General features: G+C 49.9%; 16 protein-coding genes and 1 pseudogene. 8 read left to right on the top strand and 9 right to left on the bottom strand.

Features of this window, described 5'->3' with window-relative positions; genetic code table 11:
- Window positions 1–3 precede the first annotated feature (3 nt).
- The 3 genes from VFC49_RS05105 (at window position 4) to VFC49_RS05095 (ending at window position 3,172) form a co-directional block, all read left to right on the top strand.
- Window positions 4–2,151, top strand: a complete 2,148-nt coding sequence (locus VFC49_RS05105; protein WP_324736445.1) for a heavy metal translocating P-type ATPase — start codon at window positions 4–6, stop codon at window positions 2,149–2,151.
- A gap of 116 nt (window positions 2,152–2,267) precedes the next feature.
- The gene (locus VFC49_RS05100) at window positions 2,268–2,561 is read left to right on the top strand and encodes an SHOCT domain-containing protein (protein ID WP_324736444.1); all 294 of its coding nucleotides are present in this window, start codon (window positions 2,268–2,270) and stop codon (window positions 2,559–2,561) included.
- 56 nt (window positions 2,562–2,617) lie between these two features.
- Entirely contained in the window at window positions 2,618–3,172 is a 555-nt protein-coding gene (locus tag VFC49_RS05095) for an SRPBCC family protein (RefSeq protein WP_324736443.1), read from the top strand.
- Here VFC49_RS05095 and VFC49_RS05090 read toward each other — a convergent pair.
- From VFC49_RS05090 to VFC49_RS05065, 6 genes are all read right to left on the bottom strand, one after another.
- Window positions 3,169–3,900, bottom strand: coding sequence for a class I SAM-dependent methyltransferase (locus VFC49_RS05090; protein WP_324736442.1), 732 nt, complete (start codon window positions 3,898–3,900; stop codon window positions 3,169–3,171). The genes VFC49_RS05095 and VFC49_RS05090 overlap by 4 nt on opposite strands.
- A complete protein-coding gene (locus VFC49_RS05085; RefSeq protein WP_324736441.1) occupies window positions 3,897–5,054 on the bottom strand; it encodes a cystathionine gamma-synthase in 1,158 nt (385 codons plus the stop codon). Before VFC49_RS05085 ends, VFC49_RS05090 begins: the two co-directional genes overlap by 4 nt.
- Window positions 5,051–6,223 carry a PLP-dependent cysteine synthase family protein gene (locus VFC49_RS05080; RefSeq protein WP_324736440.1) on the bottom strand — a complete coding sequence of 391 codons (1,173 nt, stop codon included), beginning with the start codon at window positions 6,221–6,223 and terminating at the stop codon, window positions 5,051–5,053. Before VFC49_RS05080 ends, VFC49_RS05085 begins: the two co-directional genes overlap by 4 nt.
- A gap of 363 nt (window positions 6,224–6,586) precedes the next feature.
- A complete protein-coding gene (locus VFC49_RS05075) occupies window positions 6,587–7,375 on the bottom strand; it encodes an ABC transporter ATP-binding protein (RefSeq protein WP_324736439.1) in 789 nt (262 codons plus the stop codon).
- Entirely contained in the window at window positions 7,368–8,489 is a 1,122-nt protein-coding gene (locus tag VFC49_RS05070) for an ABC transporter permease (RefSeq protein ID WP_324736438.1), read from the bottom strand. Before VFC49_RS05070 ends, VFC49_RS05075 begins: the two co-directional genes overlap by 8 nt.
- Before the next feature lies 1 nt (window position 8,490).
- Window positions 8,491–9,108 (bottom strand): class I SAM-dependent methyltransferase, encoded by a 618-nt coding sequence (locus tag VFC49_RS05065; RefSeq protein ID WP_324736644.1) that lies wholly within the window; start codon window positions 9,106–9,108, stop codon window positions 8,491–8,493.
- Between the two features lie 153 nt (window positions 9,109–9,261).
- Here VFC49_RS05065 and VFC49_RS05060 point away from each other — a divergent pair, with 153 nt between their 5' ends.
- Genes VFC49_RS05060 through VFC49_RS05050 form a run of 3 tightly spaced genes read left to right on the top strand, consistent with a single transcriptional unit; the run spans window position 9,262 to window position 10,723 of the window.
- Window positions 9,262–9,594, top strand: a complete 333-nt coding sequence (locus VFC49_RS05060; protein ID WP_324736437.1) for a hypothetical protein — start codon at window positions 9,262–9,264, stop codon at window positions 9,592–9,594.
- A 37-nt stretch (window positions 9,595–9,631) separates the two neighbouring features.
- On the top strand, window positions 9,632–9,979 hold the full coding sequence (locus VFC49_RS05055) for a hypothetical protein (RefSeq protein WP_324736436.1): 348 nt from the start codon (window positions 9,632–9,634) through the stop codon (window positions 9,977–9,979).
- 9 nt (window positions 9,980–9,988) lie between these two features.
- Window positions 9,989–10,723 carry a cytochrome C biogenesis protein gene (locus tag VFC49_RS05050; RefSeq protein ID WP_324736435.1) on the top strand — a complete coding sequence of 245 codons (735 nt, stop codon included), beginning with the start codon at window positions 9,989–9,991 and terminating at the stop codon, window positions 10,721–10,723.
- Here VFC49_RS05050 and VFC49_RS05045 read toward each other — a convergent pair.
- Window positions 10,664–11,034, bottom strand: a pseudogene (locus tag VFC49_RS05045) (TRASH domain-containing protein); the annotation flags it as partial. The gene VFC49_RS05050 and the pseudogene VFC49_RS05045 sit on opposite strands and share 60 nt — an antisense overlap.
- Before the next feature lie 133 nt (window positions 11,035–11,167).
- Complete coding sequence (locus tag VFC49_RS05040; RefSeq protein WP_324736434.1) at window positions 11,168–11,332, bottom strand: hypothetical protein; 165 nt, start codon at window positions 11,330–11,332, stop codon at window positions 11,168–11,170.
- A 149-nt stretch (window positions 11,333–11,481) separates the two neighbouring features.
- Between VFC49_RS05040 and VFC49_RS05035 the strand changes: the two genes are divergently transcribed.
- A complete protein-coding gene (locus tag VFC49_RS05035) occupies window positions 11,482–13,932 on the top strand; it encodes a hypothetical protein (RefSeq protein WP_324736433.1) in 2,451 nt (816 codons plus the stop codon).
- Between the two features lie 261 nt (window positions 13,933–14,193).
- Here VFC49_RS05035 and VFC49_RS05030 read toward each other — a convergent pair whose 3' ends face one another.
- Window positions 14,194–14,814, bottom strand: coding sequence for a TRASH domain-containing protein (locus VFC49_RS05030; RefSeq protein ID WP_324736432.1), 621 nt, complete (start codon window positions 14,812–14,814; stop codon window positions 14,194–14,196).
- 119 nt (window positions 14,815–14,933) lie between these two features.
- Between VFC49_RS05030 and VFC49_RS05025 the strand changes: the two genes are divergently transcribed.
- Window positions 14,934–17,339, top strand: coding sequence for a heavy metal translocating P-type ATPase (locus VFC49_RS05025; RefSeq protein ID WP_324736431.1), 2,406 nt, complete (start codon window positions 14,934–14,936; stop codon window positions 17,337–17,339).
- Window positions 17,340–17,368 lie beyond the last annotated feature (29 nt).

The following is a 17,368-nucleotide window of genomic DNA, read 5'->3' as shown; positions in this document are numbered from 1 at the left end:
GATATGGATGAGAAAAAGATGGTGCACGGCGAACACGTGCACGATGGAGCTGAAAAAGCTCCCGAGATGAAGAACATGGAGCACGCCCACGAAAGTGGGCATGAGGAGCACGGGATGGAACATGAGATGCATGAAGGGCACGAACACGCCCATGAAGAACACGCCGGACACGAGCACGAGGGGCACGAAGAACACAAACACTCCCACGCGGAGCATCACAAGATGATGATGGAGGACTTCAAGAAGCGCTTTATAATCTCCGCAATACTTACGATCCCGATACTGCTACTCTCTCCTCTAATACAGAGGTTTTTAGGATTCACTTTTACATTCAGAGGGGATCAGTATGTTCTGTTTGCACTCTCAGCAGTGGTGTACTTCTACGGTGGCTGGCCGTTCCTTAATGGCATGATAGAGGAGATCAAAAAGAAATTACCCGGAATGATGACGCTGATAGCGCTGGCAATCACCGTTGCATTTTCGTACAGTGTAGCTGTAACCTTTGGCCTGCCGGGTAAGACCTTCTACTGGGAGCTGGCTACGCTTATCGATATCATGCTTCTCGGCCACTACATCGAGATGCGCTCCGTTCTCGGCGCTTCAAGAGCCTTAGAGGAGCTCATAAAGCTCATGCCTACTGAGGCTCATCTTGTGACCCCTGAGGGAATAAAAGATGTTCCAGTCAGTGAGTTGAAGAAAGGTGATATAGTCCTTGTCAAACCCGGTGAGAAAATACCTTCTGATGGTATCATAATAGAAGGAGAAACCAGCGTAAACGAAGCTATGTTGACAGGTGAGTCGAAGCCCGTCTATAAGAAACCTGGTGACACTGTAATAGGCGGCTCGATAAACCTTGAGGGAGCGATAAAGGTCAGGATAGAGAAGACCGGAAAGGACACCTACCTGATGCAGGTCGTTGAGCTCGTCAGGCAGGCACAGGAGACAAGGTCAAGGACGCAGGATTTAGCTAACAGGGCTGCTTTTTACCTCACGCTCATAGCCATAACCGCCGGAACGATAACGCTCGGGGCATGGCTCTACCTCGGCAAGCCCTTCGTCTTCGCCCTTGAGAGGATGGTCACCGTCATGGTCATAACGTGCCCGCACGCTTTAGGCCTGGCTGTCCCGCTGGTCGTCTCGGTCTCGACGTCGATCTCGGCCAAGAAGGGAATCCTCATAAGGAACAGGGAGGCGTTTGAAAGAGCGAAGGACGTTCAGGTGGTCGTCTTCGACAAGACCGGAACGCTGACCGAAGGCAAGTTCGAAGTAACTGACATAATAGCGCTGGATGAGCTCGGTGAAGAGGAAATCCTGAAATATGCGGCGGCACTTGAGTCCCACTCAAGTCACCCGATAGCCCAGGGAATAGTTGAGAAAGCCAAGGAGCTCGGCCTTAAGATCTACGAGGTCAGTGAGTCGAAGGTTCTTCCTGGCAAGGGTGTCCAGGGTGTCATCAACGGAAAGGAAGTCCTCGTTGTAAGCCCGGGATTCCTGAAGGAGAACGGGCTGTGGAGGGAGGACGAGCGCGTTAACAAAGTCTTGGAGCAGGGTAAGACTGTGGTGTTTTTGGTTATTGATGGTAAGCTTGTCGGGGCTTTGGCTTTGGCCGATAGGATAAGACCTGAATCAAGAGAGGCTGTGAAGAAGCTCCACGAGATGGGCATAAAGGCTTACATGCTTACCGGCGACAACGCCAAGGTCGCAAAGTGGGTTGCCGAGGAGCTCGGCCTCGACGGTTTCTTCGCTGAAGTTTTACCTCACCAGAAGTCAGAGAAGGTCAAGGAGCTCCAGGAGCAGGGCTACACTGTGGCGATGGTGGGCGACGGCATAAACGACGCCCCGGCTCTGATTCAAGCCGATGTTGGAATAGCCATCGGAGCCGGTACAGACGTGGCGATAGAGAGCGCCGACATAATCCTCGTCAAGAACGACCCGAGGGATGTCATAACCGCGATACATCTCGCAAGGGCCACCTATAAAAAGATGGTTCAGAATTTGGCATGGGCAACAGGATACAACACCTTTGCTATTCCTCTGGCTGCGGGTGTGCTCTACAACTATGGGGTGCTGTTAAGTCCAGCCGTAGGTGCTTTGTTAATGAGCCTGAGCACTGTTATCGTCGCTATAAATGCGAAGTTTTTGAAGGTCTGACTCCTTATTCTTATTTTGTATTTTGCATTTTGCGAAGATTTTTTAATACTTCTTTTCATTTTGTTAATGATAAGCCCTATAGTCTTTATCACTGAGTAGCATGTGAGGAGATCAAAATGATGTTTGAAAGCACTGAACTGGTGAGACTTTCAGCTCACACTGGAGAAACTGGATGGGGGTGGCACGACATGATGGGATTCGGATACTTCGGAATCTTTGGAGCACTGCTCATGCTCTTATTCTGGATTGCGATAATAGTCGGAGTGGTGTGGTTCATTAAGTGGATAATCGAGCAGAGCTCGAGCGGAAGCAGAAAGAGCGCCCTTGAGATACTGGATGAGAAGTATGCAAGAGGAGAAATAGACGACGAAGAATATGAGAGAAGGAAAAGGAAGCTTCTGGAAGGTTAGTCCTTCCATTTGTCTTTAGAATTTTAGATTTTTATTTTCCACAAGGGCGGTGGGCAATGAATCCGAAAAGATACCGCCAGCAGGAGATCCGTGCAATCCTTGAGAGGCTTAAAAAGGCTCAGGCTGAGTTTTTGGAGTGCAAACCACCGGAGGATTTTCTCCACTGTGTTAGGATAGCGGTGCTCGTTGATGCGAGAGTGGAGGAAGTTTTTTCTCTCGTGTCCAGCATCGACAATCACTATCTTTTCTGGCCCGAATATGAGTTCAAATCTGAGGGTGACGGGAAATTAAAGAAAGGGCTGATATACCTCACCCGTGAAAAAGGAGCGGAAAGATGGGTAAAATACCGGATTGTTGACTTTAAAGAGAACTCTTTCTATTCGGGGGAAATGATGGGGAAGGACGCTTTTTTAAAGAAGCTGCGGTATGAACACCACTTCATCCCCGTGGATGATATGACCATGAGCATCGAGAGCGTATACTACTCCCCTCGCTATGGTCTTGTGGAAAAACTCCTGAACCTCCTCATAGCAGAGCGCGTCATCAAGAAGAGGCTTTTAAATGCTCATCTAAAGCTAAAAGAAGTGGCGGAAAAAAAGAGCTCTAGTTAAGCAAACACCGCTTTATAAAGACCAACTATAATGTCTCCAACCTCACAGTACACGTCCATATAGCCCGCTTCCACCTCTTTGAACACCTTTGAGCCCATCCCCTTTATTTCTTCAAGTGGAAATCCAAGATGGGTGTCCTTCAGCGTTTCTTTGAACTCCTCGTGCTCGTGCTTGAGGACGTCGACTATTATGACTTTGCCGCCCTCTTTTAAAACGCTCTTCATGCTTCTGAGGACTTCCTCTGGCTTTAGGAAGTGGTGAAATGCAAGCGTCGACAAAACAACGTCGAACTCTTTTGGAGCATTTATGCCGTAGTGCTCGTTGGCTATCCTTATTGACTCCCCGATCTTCTCGGCAACACCCCAGATGGGTGTTATTCCCTTTTCCTTGAGCCTCCTCAGCATGCTGGGCGTTATGTCGAAGCCGTAGACCTCAACTTTTATGCCCTTTTCCTCAAGCTTTTCCTTTACGCGCTCCGTGAAGAAGCCCGAGCCGGCCGCGACGTCAAGAAGCTTGATGCTTTTCCTGTTTAGCTTTAATATTTCCTCGACTATTTCCTCAACTATCGTCTCTATGCACTCGTCTCTGAGGTAGTCCCGCACAATGTCGTCCCTCTCAGGAGCTTCCGTCTCGAAGTACTCTATCTGCTCCACCAGCTCGTTGACCTCCTCTTCGCCAAAGCCAAGCCTCTCCAAGAACGTTCTAATCTCCTCGATGTCGGGTATCATGCTCTCACCGCCTCAAAGCCCCTCTCAAGGTCCTCGATGAGGTCTTCGACGTCCTCTATTCCCACGGAGACTCTAATGAGCGAATCCCTTATGCCGACCTTCTCCCTCTCTTCCTTTGGAACAGATGCGTGGGTCATTATGGCGGGGAGCTCTATGAGCGACTCGACGCCGCCGAGGCTTTCAGCCAAGGCGAATATCTCAAGGCTCTCAACGAACCTTACCGCCTCCTCAAGGCCGCCCTTGAGTTCGAAGGACAGCATGCCCCCAAAGCCGCGCATCTGCCTCTTCGCGAGCTCGTGCTGTGGATGCGACGCCAAACCAGGATAGTAAACTTTCTCAACCAGCGGATGCTCTTCCAGATACCTTGCTATCGTCATGGCGTTCTTCTCGTGCCTTTCCATCCTGACGGCGAGCGTTTTGATGCCCCTCATAACGAGCCAGGAGTCGAAGGGCGAAAGGATTGCCCCAACTGCGTTCTGGTGGAACTTCAGCCTCTCATAGATTTCGCCGTCGTTTACCATCACAGCTCCACCGACGACGTCGGAGTGCCCGCCGAGGTACTTGGTGACGCTGTGGAGGACTATGTCGGCACCCAAATCAAGGGGGTTCTGGAAGTAGGGGCTCGCGAAGGTGTTGTCCACGACCACGATGATGTCTCTCTCGTGGGCGATCTCGGAGATTGTCTTTATGTCCGCGAGCTTGAGGAGGGGGTTCGTTGGCGTTTCGAGCCAGACCATCTTCGTGTTCTCCCTTATCGCCCTTCTCACGTTCTCGGGCTCCCTCGCATCAACGTATGTGAACTCGATGCCGAACCGCTCCATCACCTGGTTGAAGAGCCTCTTCGTCCCGCCGTAGAGGTCGTCAAATGCCACAACGTGGTCACCCTTTTTCAGTAACGCCAGGAGTATCGTGGATTCAGCGGCGAGGCCTGAGGAGAACGCCAGCCCGTACTTTGCGTTCTCAAGCGCCGCCAGCTTTCTCTCAAGTGCGTCCCTCGTGGGGTTGCCGCTCCTTGAGTAGACGTAGCCCTCCTCGACCTCCCTTATGCTCCTCTTCGCGAAGGTGGTTGAGAGGTGGATGGGGAAAACAACGTCGCCGTGCTGCATGCTCTCGGGCTCTTCACCGACATGGATGGCTTTGGTTGAGAACCTCATCTCAGCACCTCCAGAACCTTCTCGTCGTCGACCTCAAAGCCGTTCGCGATGAGCCACTCGTCGTTGAACACCTTCGTGAGGTAGTTCCTCCCCGTGTCCGGGAATATGACAACGACCTTCTTGTCCTCCACTCCTTTCTCCTTGAGGTACTTCACCGCCCCGTAGAGGGCCGCACCGGATGAACCGCCCGCCAGAATCCCTTCCTTCCTCGCGAGGAAGCGGGTCATTGCGAAGGCTTCCTGATCATTGACGACAACCATATCGTCAACGAGGCTTAGGTCAACGGTTTCAGGGAGCAGATCCTCCCCTATACCCTCCACGAGGTAGGGGTGGGCCTTCTTGAGGGCTTCCTCAAGGCTCATTCCCTTCTTAACCAGGCTGTATATCGAGCCGACCGGGTCGACGCCTATTATTTTCGCCTCTTTCTTCCTCTCCTTGAGGTAGCGCCCGATTCCGGTTATCGTCCCCCCGGTGCCTATCCCCGCGAAGAGGTAGTCTATCTCCCCTCCGGTCTGCTCCCATATCTCCCTCGCGGTTGTCTCGTAGTGGGCAAGGGGGTTGTACCTGTTGAAGTACTGGTTGGGGATGTAGGCATAGGGCGTTTCCTCGACTTCCTCCTCAAGGATCGCCCTGAGCTCGTCGAGCCTCTCTTCATTAACGAGCCGCTGAACGTACTCAACTATCTCCCTGAGCTCCTCCCTTGTTACCGCCCTTCCCTTCTTCCAGATGAGGTTCCTCACAGCTTCTGCCACCTTGTAGTAAGAGTTCGGGTCGTCTGGAGCCACAGCGGTGGGGGTTCTTATGAGGAAGGCGCCCATGGCCCTTAGGAGGAGCTCCTTCTCTGTGCTCATCTTGTCCGGCATCGTGAAGACCGTCATGTATCCCTCAACGGCTGCAACTAAAGCTAACCCCACACCTGTGTTTCCTGATGTGGGCTCAATTATCACTGCCCCTTGGGTTATTTTTCCTTCTTCCTTTGCTCCTTCTATCATATACTTACCTATCCTGTCCTTTACACTTCCTCCGGGGTTGAAGAACTCCACCTTGGCGTAGAGCTCGTTTTTAAGGTTGAAGTATCTCTCTATCTTCCTCAGCCTCACTAATGGTGTTTTTCCGATAGTCTGCAATATGTTATCATAAATACCCAATTTTGTGTAATTTTCTACCATCTTAACCCCTCCATACTCATTAATGAATAAAAATGCATATATATCTTTCGGTTGTGGCAAAACTCCTTTTTAGAAAATCAAGGATAGCTCGTATTTATTTAACAAAAGGTTTGAAACTAAAGGTGCATTGCCTCCTCCAGCTGAGCTATCTCATTCGGACACTCGCAAGGCATTCAATTGGATTTTTGCATCATAATGTCGGCATCTTTGTGTGGAGTCAGTATGCGGTGGAGTAGCTTATCCCCAGCTTATGAAAGAGTTTTTGGTGGTGGAAAATCCAGAAATGAGGGTGAGCAGGGTAACAAAAACCAAAAGCTCACCTGAAATTACCAGGATCTTATGATCCCTTTGCATAAATGCACCTCATTCCTCGGGCTCTTCCTTTGTGAACAGTAGCAGTTTCCTCGCCTGTGAGTTGTCCTTTTCGTATATTTTTCCATCTTCCATGTAGAGTATTCTGTCAGCAAAGTCAACTATCCTCGGATCGTGCGTGGCGATTATGACGCCTTTGCCGTCTCTCTTTGCCCTATCATGAATCAGCTCGATTACCTCCCTCCCGTTCTTTGAATCGAGGTTTGCCGTCGGCTCGTCTGCTATTATGATGTCCGGGTCTGTTATAAGTGCCCTCGCGATGGAAACCCTCTGCTGCTCCCCTCCTGAAAGCTTCTCCGGTTTGCTGTTCAATCTGTCCTCCAGCCCGAGTTCGACGAGCAGACGCTTTGCCCTCTCCTCTGCTTCCTTCTTTTTTACTCCCTTTATTAGGAGGGGCACCATGACGTTCTCCAGCGCCGTCAGTGAGGAGAGCAAATTGAAGTGCTGGAATATGAAACCCATCTTTTCCAGCCTGAGCTTTGCGAGCTCATCCTGGCTCAATTCGGTCAGCTCGACCCATCCATGTGCCGAAATCGGGAACTGGAACACCTTACGTGACGCATGGGAGGAGAAGTATATCCTTATGCTTCCGGAGGTGGGCCTTAAAAGTCCGCTCAGCAGGGTTAAGAGGGTCGTTTTTCCAGAGCCCGAGGGACCCATGAGTAGAACAACCTCCCCTCTTCTCAGGGTTAGTGAAACGTTGTCCACAGCTTTAACCGCTGTCCTCCCCGAACCGTAGATTTTCGTCAAATTGGTGGCTTTAATCAAAATCTCAGGCATTGAAGACCACCACCGGATCAACTTTGTTGAGCCTCCTTATTGGGATTAGAGGTGCCAGCAAACCCATACCAACGACGGCGGCGAATGTTATCCCGACCGTGGCGGAGTTCATCTCCACAAAGAACTCCGGGGCAAACCTCGGGACGAAGGTGGTCGCGAGCAGGGAGAGCCCTATACCCACGATAAAGCCGAGGAATGTTATTATAACCGCCTGCTGGAAGACGATCTTCCTCAAAAATTTATTCTGTGCCCCAATAGCCTTCAGTATTGCGTATTCCCTCATCTTTTCCATGGTCATGGTGTAGAGCGTAAGCCCTATGACCGCCGCTCCGATTATAAAGCCTATGAACACCAGCGGGAAGAGTATTGAGTTGAAGCTCTCGTTTATCACATCTTTATGGTTCTGTATGAACCTCTCCTTCGTCAGTATCTCCACGGATACTCCCTTTTCCTTCAGCCTGTCAGTGATATCCTTCGCCACCTCGTCCGCTGGCCTGTCCCCCGAGAGCTCCACCAGATAGTAGTTCACGTACTGGGTCGTCCCGAAAATCTCGGCGGCATCTTTGGTGGTAACGAAAATATACGGGTAAACAACCGCAAACGTCCCCTTTGAGACCCCGACTATCTTGAGCTCCTTGTCCCCTACCTTAATGGTGTCGCCGAGCTTTAAATTGTTCCTGACAAAGAAGACGTGGTCAACGATGGCCTCTCCATTTTTTATCTCTTTTTTACCTTTCATGATGTCCCACGGGCCGCCCACTCCGCTGGTGGGATCAAAGCCGACTATATAGACCGTCTTTTTCGCCCCGCTCCTTGGGACCTCTATCTGAACCGCCCTTCCTATGAGCTCGTGGACGCTCTTAACGCCATCCACACCTTTAATTTCATCGCCAAGTCCTCTTGGGAGGAGGGAATAAGTGTGCCACAGGTCGTGTATGCCCTCCTGCCCTACCCAGAGGTCGGCATTTGTGTTCACGATGTAGTTCGTGCCGAGGGTCGTCATGCCGTAGTACACTCCAAGGAGTATTATAACCAGCGTTACGGAGAGGGCAACTCCACCCACACTTATCAGGACCCTCCCCTTGTCATGGAACAAATTCTTCCTCGCTATCATCTCAATCACCCGAAGGCTTTGTTGCAATGATCAGCCTTACAATGTCAGAAAACAGGTTCTCCACCTTCTCTATCTTAAAGCCTGCCTTTTCGATGTTCTTCTGCGTCTCCCGTATCATGGACGTCCCCGTTAGTGCTCTCATTACAGGGTCCATGAGGTAGAGGGGGACGTTGAGAAGCTTTGACCTGCTCTTCATGTGCTCAAGGAGTATGGCTTTCCCTCCGGGTTTCAGCACCCGGTAAGCCTCTTTCAGCCCCTTTATCGGGTCGGGCACGGTGCAGAAGACGAAAGTGCTCACAACGGTGTCAAAGCTGTTGTCTTCAAACTCCAAATTTTGGGCATCCATTAAAAGAAGCCTGACGTTTTTAATGCCAAGCTCTTTCTTCCTTTTTTCGGCCTTCTCAAGCATTCCTTTACTGAAGTCTATTCCGATAACTTCAACATCCTTTGGATAGTAGGGCAGATTTTTACCTGTTCCAACACCTATTTCAAGAACTTTGCCTTTAGCTAAGCTTAAAGCTTTCTTTCTGTATTTCGAGAAAGCCCTACTCTCTATTAACGCTTCAAATAAGTCGTAGAATTTTGAAAACCTATCATATTTTTTGGCGGTTTCAGCCATTTCCATCACAATTTATAATATGTAAACTTCCAATTAACTTTGTCCTTTCATCTTGTGAAACTTTATCAGTCGTGGTTTACATGTTGAAAATAATAAGCCTATTAGCATTTTGCTCATAAGTACAATCTGAAGCAACAAAAGAGGTGATTTGAGATGGAGTGGAAGTCAATATTAATCGGATTTATAATAGGAGCGCTCATAGCAATTCCAATAGGCATGGCTCATACAGGGACGTTTAATACCAGTGAGGAAAAAGCCCTTTGGAGAGGATTTGCTCCCATGATGGGAACTGGACATGGCATGATGATGGGACATGGCGTAATGGATGAGGATATGCATGAGGAGATGGAGAAGTACATGGAAAGCGGGAACTTTACAGAGATGCATGAGGAAATGGAGCCAATAATGGAGAAGTACATGGGCGAAAACTGGAAAGAAATGCATGAGTACTGCGAAAAAGCAATGGGCATTGAGGAAGATGAATGAACCCACTGCTTTAGGCGGCTGATAATGAGGTGAGGAGATGAAAAGACTCCTTTTTCTTTTTGTTGTAGTATTCGTCCTATTTTTGTTTTTCTCTGTAAATCAAAAGAGTGGGCAAGATGCTTTTGTTGGTGTTTTGATTGAAGGGAGAGTAATTAATGCTGAAAATGCTAATGTCTTAGCTGATACAGATTGTATGCCCAATGAGGCATATACCACGCTCACATGTACAGCGATAATACAAGCAAACGGTGAGATAATAAAAGTCCGTTACACCCATCCAATCGAAACTCCATGCCTTTCCAGAGGGGATAAGGTTAATATAATCATGAAGCATGATTCAACTGTAGAAATTATACGTTTGGGAAAGCCGTTAATGGAACATTAGGTGATCAAAATGGCAATTTCAGACGCAATCCTGATGACCGCCGCGGATATATCGCTGGACTCCCTGAGCCAGGTGACGGAGTTCACTGGGGTAACGTTCTCAATAATCGCCCTCGGGATCCTCAACGCCCTCCGGCCGTCAATATTCCTGATGATAGTGTTTCTCCTCTCGATGATAGCGCTGACGGACGAGAAGAGGGTTTTGAGGGTCGGCCTGGCGTTCACCGTCGGCGCGTTTCTTGGATACTCGATAATAGCCGTTGCCCTCATGAACCTGCACACCAAGATACCCCTGCTCAGGTACTTTGTGGTCGCCTTTGGAATAACAGTGGGGGCTTACAAGATACTCTCCGCACTGGGCTACGTGTCGCTCCCAGTCTCCAGCCCGCTTAGGGAAAAGAGCAACATAATACTTGAAAAGGCCACCTCCCCGCCGGCAGCCTTTGTTGTTGGGGGCGTGATGGCGTTTCTATCGCTGTCCTGCGTGCTCCCTTCCTACCTACTGGTGAGCTCCCTGCTTTCCGGCCAGTATCCCCCGGCAATCACGGGGGCGCTGCTCGTGGTGTTCATTGGAATATCCGTGCTCCCCTTTGCCATCGTCACTCTGGGCTTCCACTACGGGAGCAGATACGCGAGACTTGGAAGGGCCGTGGATAGGCTATCCTCGGTAAGCGGGAGGGGAGATCTAGTTATGGGCGTGGTGCTTGTGCTCGTGAGCATGCTCTACTTTGTCTTTTTCCTTTAATTTGAACTTCTCTATGTTCTCCCTCGTCTTCTTGAACTCCCTTAAGCAGGTGGGACAGCAGAGGAAGTAAACCCTGTTGTGGTACTTGTAGACTATCGGCTCTCCCACTATCTCCTTACCGCAGTAGTAGCACTTGAAGGGTATCTTGACCTTCGGGGGGTGGTTCTCTCAATGCTCTCAAGGACTGGCATTATCTCGATGACTTCGAATCCGGCACCCTCTATAACCTTCCTCAGCTCTTCCATGTCCTCAACGGCGACCTTTATGAGGTACTTCCTGCTCGTGAAGCAGTTTATCTCTATTATCTCCTCAGATTGGGGAGCCATAGTGAGGAGTGCCTAAGAGATGGGTCTTAAGCTTAAAGAGCTGTTTTGACAGGCAATAAGAACCCCATGAGGAAAAGGAGGGTCCCTCATTATGTTTAAAGAACTCAAAAGACTCTAACTATCCCTCTGGAATGCCCAGCAGAAAGATGTAGAGTGATTTTCCCTTAAGAGTTGGGGGTTCGTCTTTATACCTCCTTATGCTCTTTCTCCTGTCTACTGCCTCTTCTAGGCTCATCCTTCCCTCGCGCTTGGGGGCGGGCAGTTTGATCTTCATAATCACCATCCCAACCTATGATGCTTTTTTCATACATTAGGCTTTTGGTGCCATTTCAAAATCAGGGAAACGTCCTGGGCTGCCAAAATGGACAAATTTCAAACAAAACCCATATAAATTCCAAAGTAGAAGTGTCTTAAATACAGGGCGGTGGGAACATGTCCGCTGTTAAGAAATCCCTTCTTGGGATTGCACTTCTCCTGCTCCTGACTGCCCCCCCGGTCTTGTCTTCGAAAGTTTTAGTATGGAACACTGGGGGCTGGATACTTCACCCGAGGTTTTCTCCAGACGGCCTTTATTTCAGCGATTACAGCGGAAGATTAGGTCTGAAGACCAGCGAAACTCACTTCATCTTCTGGCGTCTACCGATTATGCCAAATGGAATGTCTGTAAGTGATAGGGTATACATCTCAGCCGACTGGGGGCCTCCGGCCGTTTTTGACCCCATTAGGGACGCAATTTACATATGGAGTTATCCGGGGGTATCATTTGTCCACGTCTTTGCCGTCCCCGGAAGGGCGTACTACGCTGGAAAAATCAACGAGAGCGGTGGAATAGGAGTTCTCACTGGAAACGACCTCGTCTTCTACGACCTCTCATCCGCCGGAATTGTGAAGGTTTACGACACCTACGCCACTCCAGAGGGCATATACTTCACCGCCGAGCTGAATGAGAGTCCCTACGGCGGCATAGGCCTTCTTCAGCCCGAAAACAAAACCTTTATCCTCTGGCGGTTTCCCTCCAACTATTCAAGGCTCATACCGGACGGCATCGTCCTTGGCCACGACGGTCTTCTGTATGCGGCCATAATGGAGGGTGATGCGACCGGACTGATAAGGTTCTCCCCGGAAAACGGCAGCTTTTTCTTTAAAGAGCAGGGTGGGAGGCCCCTGCACGTAAAGGCTTTTGGAAACAGGATTCTTCTGATGGCTTCTGAGGGGTTCCTTGTACTTGTAGACCCATCAAATGTTAACTGGACCTTTGAAAGCGTCCTTGAGGGCAGAGAATACCGGTTTGAAACGGCCTTTCTTGGAAAACCTACCAAGACTGAGAACGTAACAAGGGAAGAACGGGAGATAAAACCAGAGTACAGAGACGTGGTGAAGGAGGAATTCAACGGGATCATCCTTTACAACATATTGGGGACCCACGACTTCGGTGGTGGGTATGTGGGAGAAGGTGGCGCACTCGTCCTTGTTGATGAACTCCGACCGAAGGTTCATCTCATCTACGAGAACGGAACCGTCAGGGCGTGGGTAACGCCCGAGGACATATTCACAGCCCCCGTTTTTCTCTACGTCAACGAAAAGCTCGTGAGGTGGAGCAAGGAAATAGTCTGGAACGCAACGTTCCTCGCGGGACGGTACAACCTTACGGCCGTTTACTTCGACGGTGAAGACGTTTACATGAACACGACCACCGTGGTGAGCGACCTGAGACCGAGGCTCGTCTGGAGCCAGTCTCTGAAAGTTGAGGGTGGAACCGTGATCTACGGGATGGCCAGCCATCCAGGGGTGCCCGTAAACGTGTCCGGTAGAACGGTATGGACGGACGGGAGGGGCTACTTCTCGTTCTTCGTTGAGAACGCCACGGAGACCGAAACGGCACCCCTGGAAGAAGAAGGAGAGCCCAACCACTGGAGTATTGCCCTTCTCATATTCGCCCTTCCACTCGGAGTTGCCGGCGCGGTGCTGATTGGAAGAAAGGAGCGGAAGGGCTATGCTCTCCTGATAATCGCGCTGGTCCTTGCCGCTCTGTACTTCACCGTTCCAAGGGCTCCGAGAGAGGCTGGAGAAGAAAAGCCCCTAACGCTTTCCCTCCTCGTGGTCATGCCCCCTGGCTTCTACGCATCAAACGTCACGGTAATCGTTGATGGCGAGAATGCCGGAAGGACGAATTCAACGGGCAGGCTTGAGGTCCCCATCGACTACGGGCTTCACGAGATTAGACTTCTGTCCGGGGGTGCGGAGACGAGGTTTGAGGTGGCTATGGCCGAAAACAGGACCTTGGTGGTCCCCTTCTTCCCGGGAGTAAACGCGACGCTGACCAACGGTCCCGGCTACGCGGGCTTCTCGGCCTCGGTTGGAAGCGTCACCCTCAGCTCGATGCATCCTGGGACATATCCTTTGGGGCCTATGAAAGGCGGCGAAACTGGTGGGGAACTCGACTCCGGCCGGTGCGACCTCTGCAAGCTTAAGGCGGCGATGGTCGGTGCGGTCGAGGGTGAGGCCTGCAAGCTCTGCTGCCTCCAGAGCAAGAACTTTGGGCCCGCAGTTGTTTTCAACTACTACTTCCACCTCGTGTGGGCGGCGATAGAGCGCTTTGACTGCATAACTCCCTGGCCGCCGATGCCAGAAACGAATTCCGTCGTTGGAGGGGCGGCGATAAACAGCTATGCCGATGACCTGGAGAACAGCCTTCCAAAGCCTGGCTGGGGGAGCATACATCCCTGTCTGTCGCCTTTGGATGGCCTTGATCCCGCCGACCCAAGTACAATCTGCAGTGCCCTCGAATGCGCCGATATTAAGTTCGACTGCAACTGCTACGTTACCTGCTTCCTCGGGCCGTTCAAGATGTGGGACGCCTTCATGAAGTGCATAGGGAGCTGAAGGCTTTTTCTTTATTTTTTCTTTTGAAAAGCTCTGTCCTTCAGGGCTGGGGGGATAAGATTAGTTCTTGAATTTTTCAAAACCATAAACGTTCTTGCGGACGAAACCTTTGTCGTGAACTGCTCCTCGATTATAACCTTTATAGCCCCAAGGGCAAGAACCTGCTATTCTCACTGTCTCCAAGTACACCAACATACTTCCCTCTATTTGGAAAAAAGGAAACGCTCATTATGTCTGAGTGTCAAATTAAGAAAAGGGGGCCTAACCATGGGCGTGATCTTGGTGACTTTGGGTATTCTTTACCTTTTGTTCCTTGGATAGTTTAACCTTCTCTAAATTTTCCCTTGCTTTTTTAAACTCTCTGAAGCAGGTTTCACAGCAGAAGAAGTAAACTTTGTTGCGGTACTTATAGACTATTGGTTCCCCGGTTATCTCCTTACCACAGTAGTCACATTTGAAGGATACTTTAACTTTTGGTGGGTACTCTTTTTCAATGCTTTCAAGGATGGGCATTATCTCAAGCACTTCAAAACCTGCCCCTTCTATGACATTCCTTAGTCCTTCCATATCCTCGACAGCCACTTTTATAAGATATTTTTTACTTGTAAATCGGTTAATCTCAATAATTTCTTCGAATTCTTGAAGCTTTTCTGGTTCGTCTGTTTTGATTATCAGGGCAACAACATTGCTGGCCCTTTGAAGTTCGGGATTGAGTTTTATTGTGTAGCGTTGGATTACTCCTTCCTTTTCCAATCTGTCCAGTCTCGACTTTACCGTCGGCCTGCTGACTCCCAGGCGTTCAGCAAGCTCTGAAATGCTTAACCTGGAGTTGTCCATTAGGAGGTAGATAAGCTTTAGATCAATTTCATCGAGCTTCGTCATTTTCCCACCACTAACATTGTGCTTTCAAACTATAAAAATTTTCCTATGAGAATTTACATTTTGGCAAAAAATAACTTCAATAATCTTTTCAACAAAGCATGTAATGGAGGTGAGCTCCAGTGGAAGTGAACATTAAGATTACCGGAATGAGCTGTGCATCATGTGCCAAAACGATAGAAATGGCACTTAAGGAGCTGGAGGGAGTAAAGGAAGCCAAGGTGAACTTAGCGACTGAAAGCGCTTACATTAAGTTTGATGAATCAAAGGTCAGCATAACGGATATAATTAGGGCAATAGAAAGTGTTGGCTACGGTGTGGTTAGAGAGAGAAGGGACGCAGTTATTAGAATTGGTGGCATGACATGTGCATCATGTGTTAGGACAATAGAAACTGCGTTAAAAGAGCTGTCGGGAGTATTGGACGTTAGGGTAAATCTTGCAACTGAAAAAGCAACCATCAGCTATGATCCAACGTTAGTGGATATGGAAGACATCCAAAAGACCATTGAGGAGTTCGGCTATCAGTTCCTCGGCGTTGAGGGCGAAGAGAGTGTTGATATAGAAAAAGAAGTAAGGGAAAGGCATCTGAAAGACATGAAAAGAAAGCTTATAGTGGCTTGGACATTTGGAGGGATAATAACATTCATGACTTATAGATGGGTGTTGGGACTTGACTTTGAAATCCCCTACATGCTCTGGATACAGTTCCTTCTGGCAACGCCAGTGATAGCGTATTCTGGCAGGGATGTGTTCCTCAAAGCTATCCGCTCTGTGAGGCACAAAACGCTCAACATGGATGTCATGTACTCCATGGGTGTCGGTTCAGCATACATAGCCAGCGTGCTCGCGACAATTGGCGTACTCCCTAAAGAGTACAACTTCTACGAAGCAAGCGTACTCTTATTGGCATTCCTGCTTCTTGGAAGATACTTAGAACACGTAGCAAAGGGCAGGACGAGTGAGGCAATCAAGAAACTTATGAGCCTTCAAGCTAAAAAGGCAACTGTAATTAGAAATGGAAAAGAGATTGAGGTTCCCATAACTCAGGTTAAGGTCGGCGACATCGTGATAGTGAAGCCCGGTGAAAAGATACCTGTTGACGGTGTGGTAATCGAAGGGGAGAGCTACGTCGACGAGTCAATGATAACCGGAGAGCCCATACCCAACCTCAAGAAACCTGGAGATGAAGTCATCGGCGGAACCATAAACAGGAACTCCGTGCTCAAGATCGAGGCAAAGAGGGTCGGCGGCGACACGGTTCTGGCGCAGATCATCAAGCTCGTTGAAGAGGCTCAGAACACCAGGCCTCCAATTCAGAGGATAGCGGACAAGATAGTAACCTACTTCATACCGGTAGTGCTGACGGTTGCATTAGTATCTTTCGTGTACTGGTACTTCATAGCAAAGGAGCCCCTGCTCTTCGCCTTCACGACGCTCATCAGTGTCCTCGTCATAGCCTGCCCGTGTGCCTTCGGCTTAGCAACTCCAACGGCCCTAACCGTCGGAATGGGCAAGGGGGCTGAGATGGGCATACTCATCAAAAACGGTGAAGTGCTTGAGGTAGCGAGGAAGGCAACGGTGGTGCTCTTCGACAAGACTGGAACGCTCACAAAGGGCAAGCCTGAAGTGACTGACGTAATAACCTTTGGAATGGACGAGAAGGAGCTTATAAGGCTCGTCGCCTCGGCTGAAAAGCGCTCCGAGCACCCGCTTGGAGAGGCCATAGTGAGGAAGGCACAGGAGCTCGGCCTTGAGCTTGAAGAGCCGGAGGAGTTTGAGGCCATCACTGGCAAGGGTGTTAGGGCCAGGGTGCAGGGCAGGGAAATCCTCGCCGGAAACAGGAAGCTCCTTAGGGAGGCAGGGTACCCAATTGAGGATATTGAAGAAACCCTCCACAAGCTTGAGGACGAGGCGAAGACTGCCATAATCATAGCCATAGACGGTAAGATAGTGGGAGTAATCGGCATAGCCGATACGATAAAGGAGAACGCAAAGGAGGCCATCGAGGAGCTCCACAGGATGGGCAAGAAGGTCGGCATGATAACGGGCGACAACAGGAGAACCGCGAATGCGATAGCGAAGCAGCTGAACATAGACTACGTTCTGGCCGAGGTGCTCCCGCAGGACAAGGCCAACGAGGTCAAGAAACTCCAGGAGAAGGGAGAAGTGGTGATCTTCGTCGGGGACGGAATAAACGACGCTCCGGCACTGGCCCAGGCGGACATAGGCATAGCTGTAAGCTCGGGAACGGACATAGCAATGGAGAGCGGCGAGATTGTGCTCATGAGGAACGACATAAGGGACGTCGTCAAGGCAATAAAACTCAGCCAGAAGACGCTTTCAAAGATCAAGCAGAACTTCTTCTGGGCGATGATATACAACATAATCCTCATTCCAATAGCCGCTGGAGCCCTCTACCCGCTGTTCGGCATAATCTTCAGGCCGGAGTGGGCTGCCGCTGCAATGGCGATAAGCAGTGTCAGCGTCGTGAGCAACTCGCTCCTCCTGAAGAGGGCCAAAATCTGAGCCCTTTCATTTTTATTTCCAGGAGGTGA

The sequence above is a fragment of the Thermococcus sp. SY098 genome (genome assembly GCF_035621495.1).
Lineage (GTDB): Archaea > Methanobacteriota_B > Thermococci > Thermococcales > Thermococcaceae > Thermococcus_B.
This window is presented reverse-complemented; position numbering and strand designations above follow the sequence as displayed.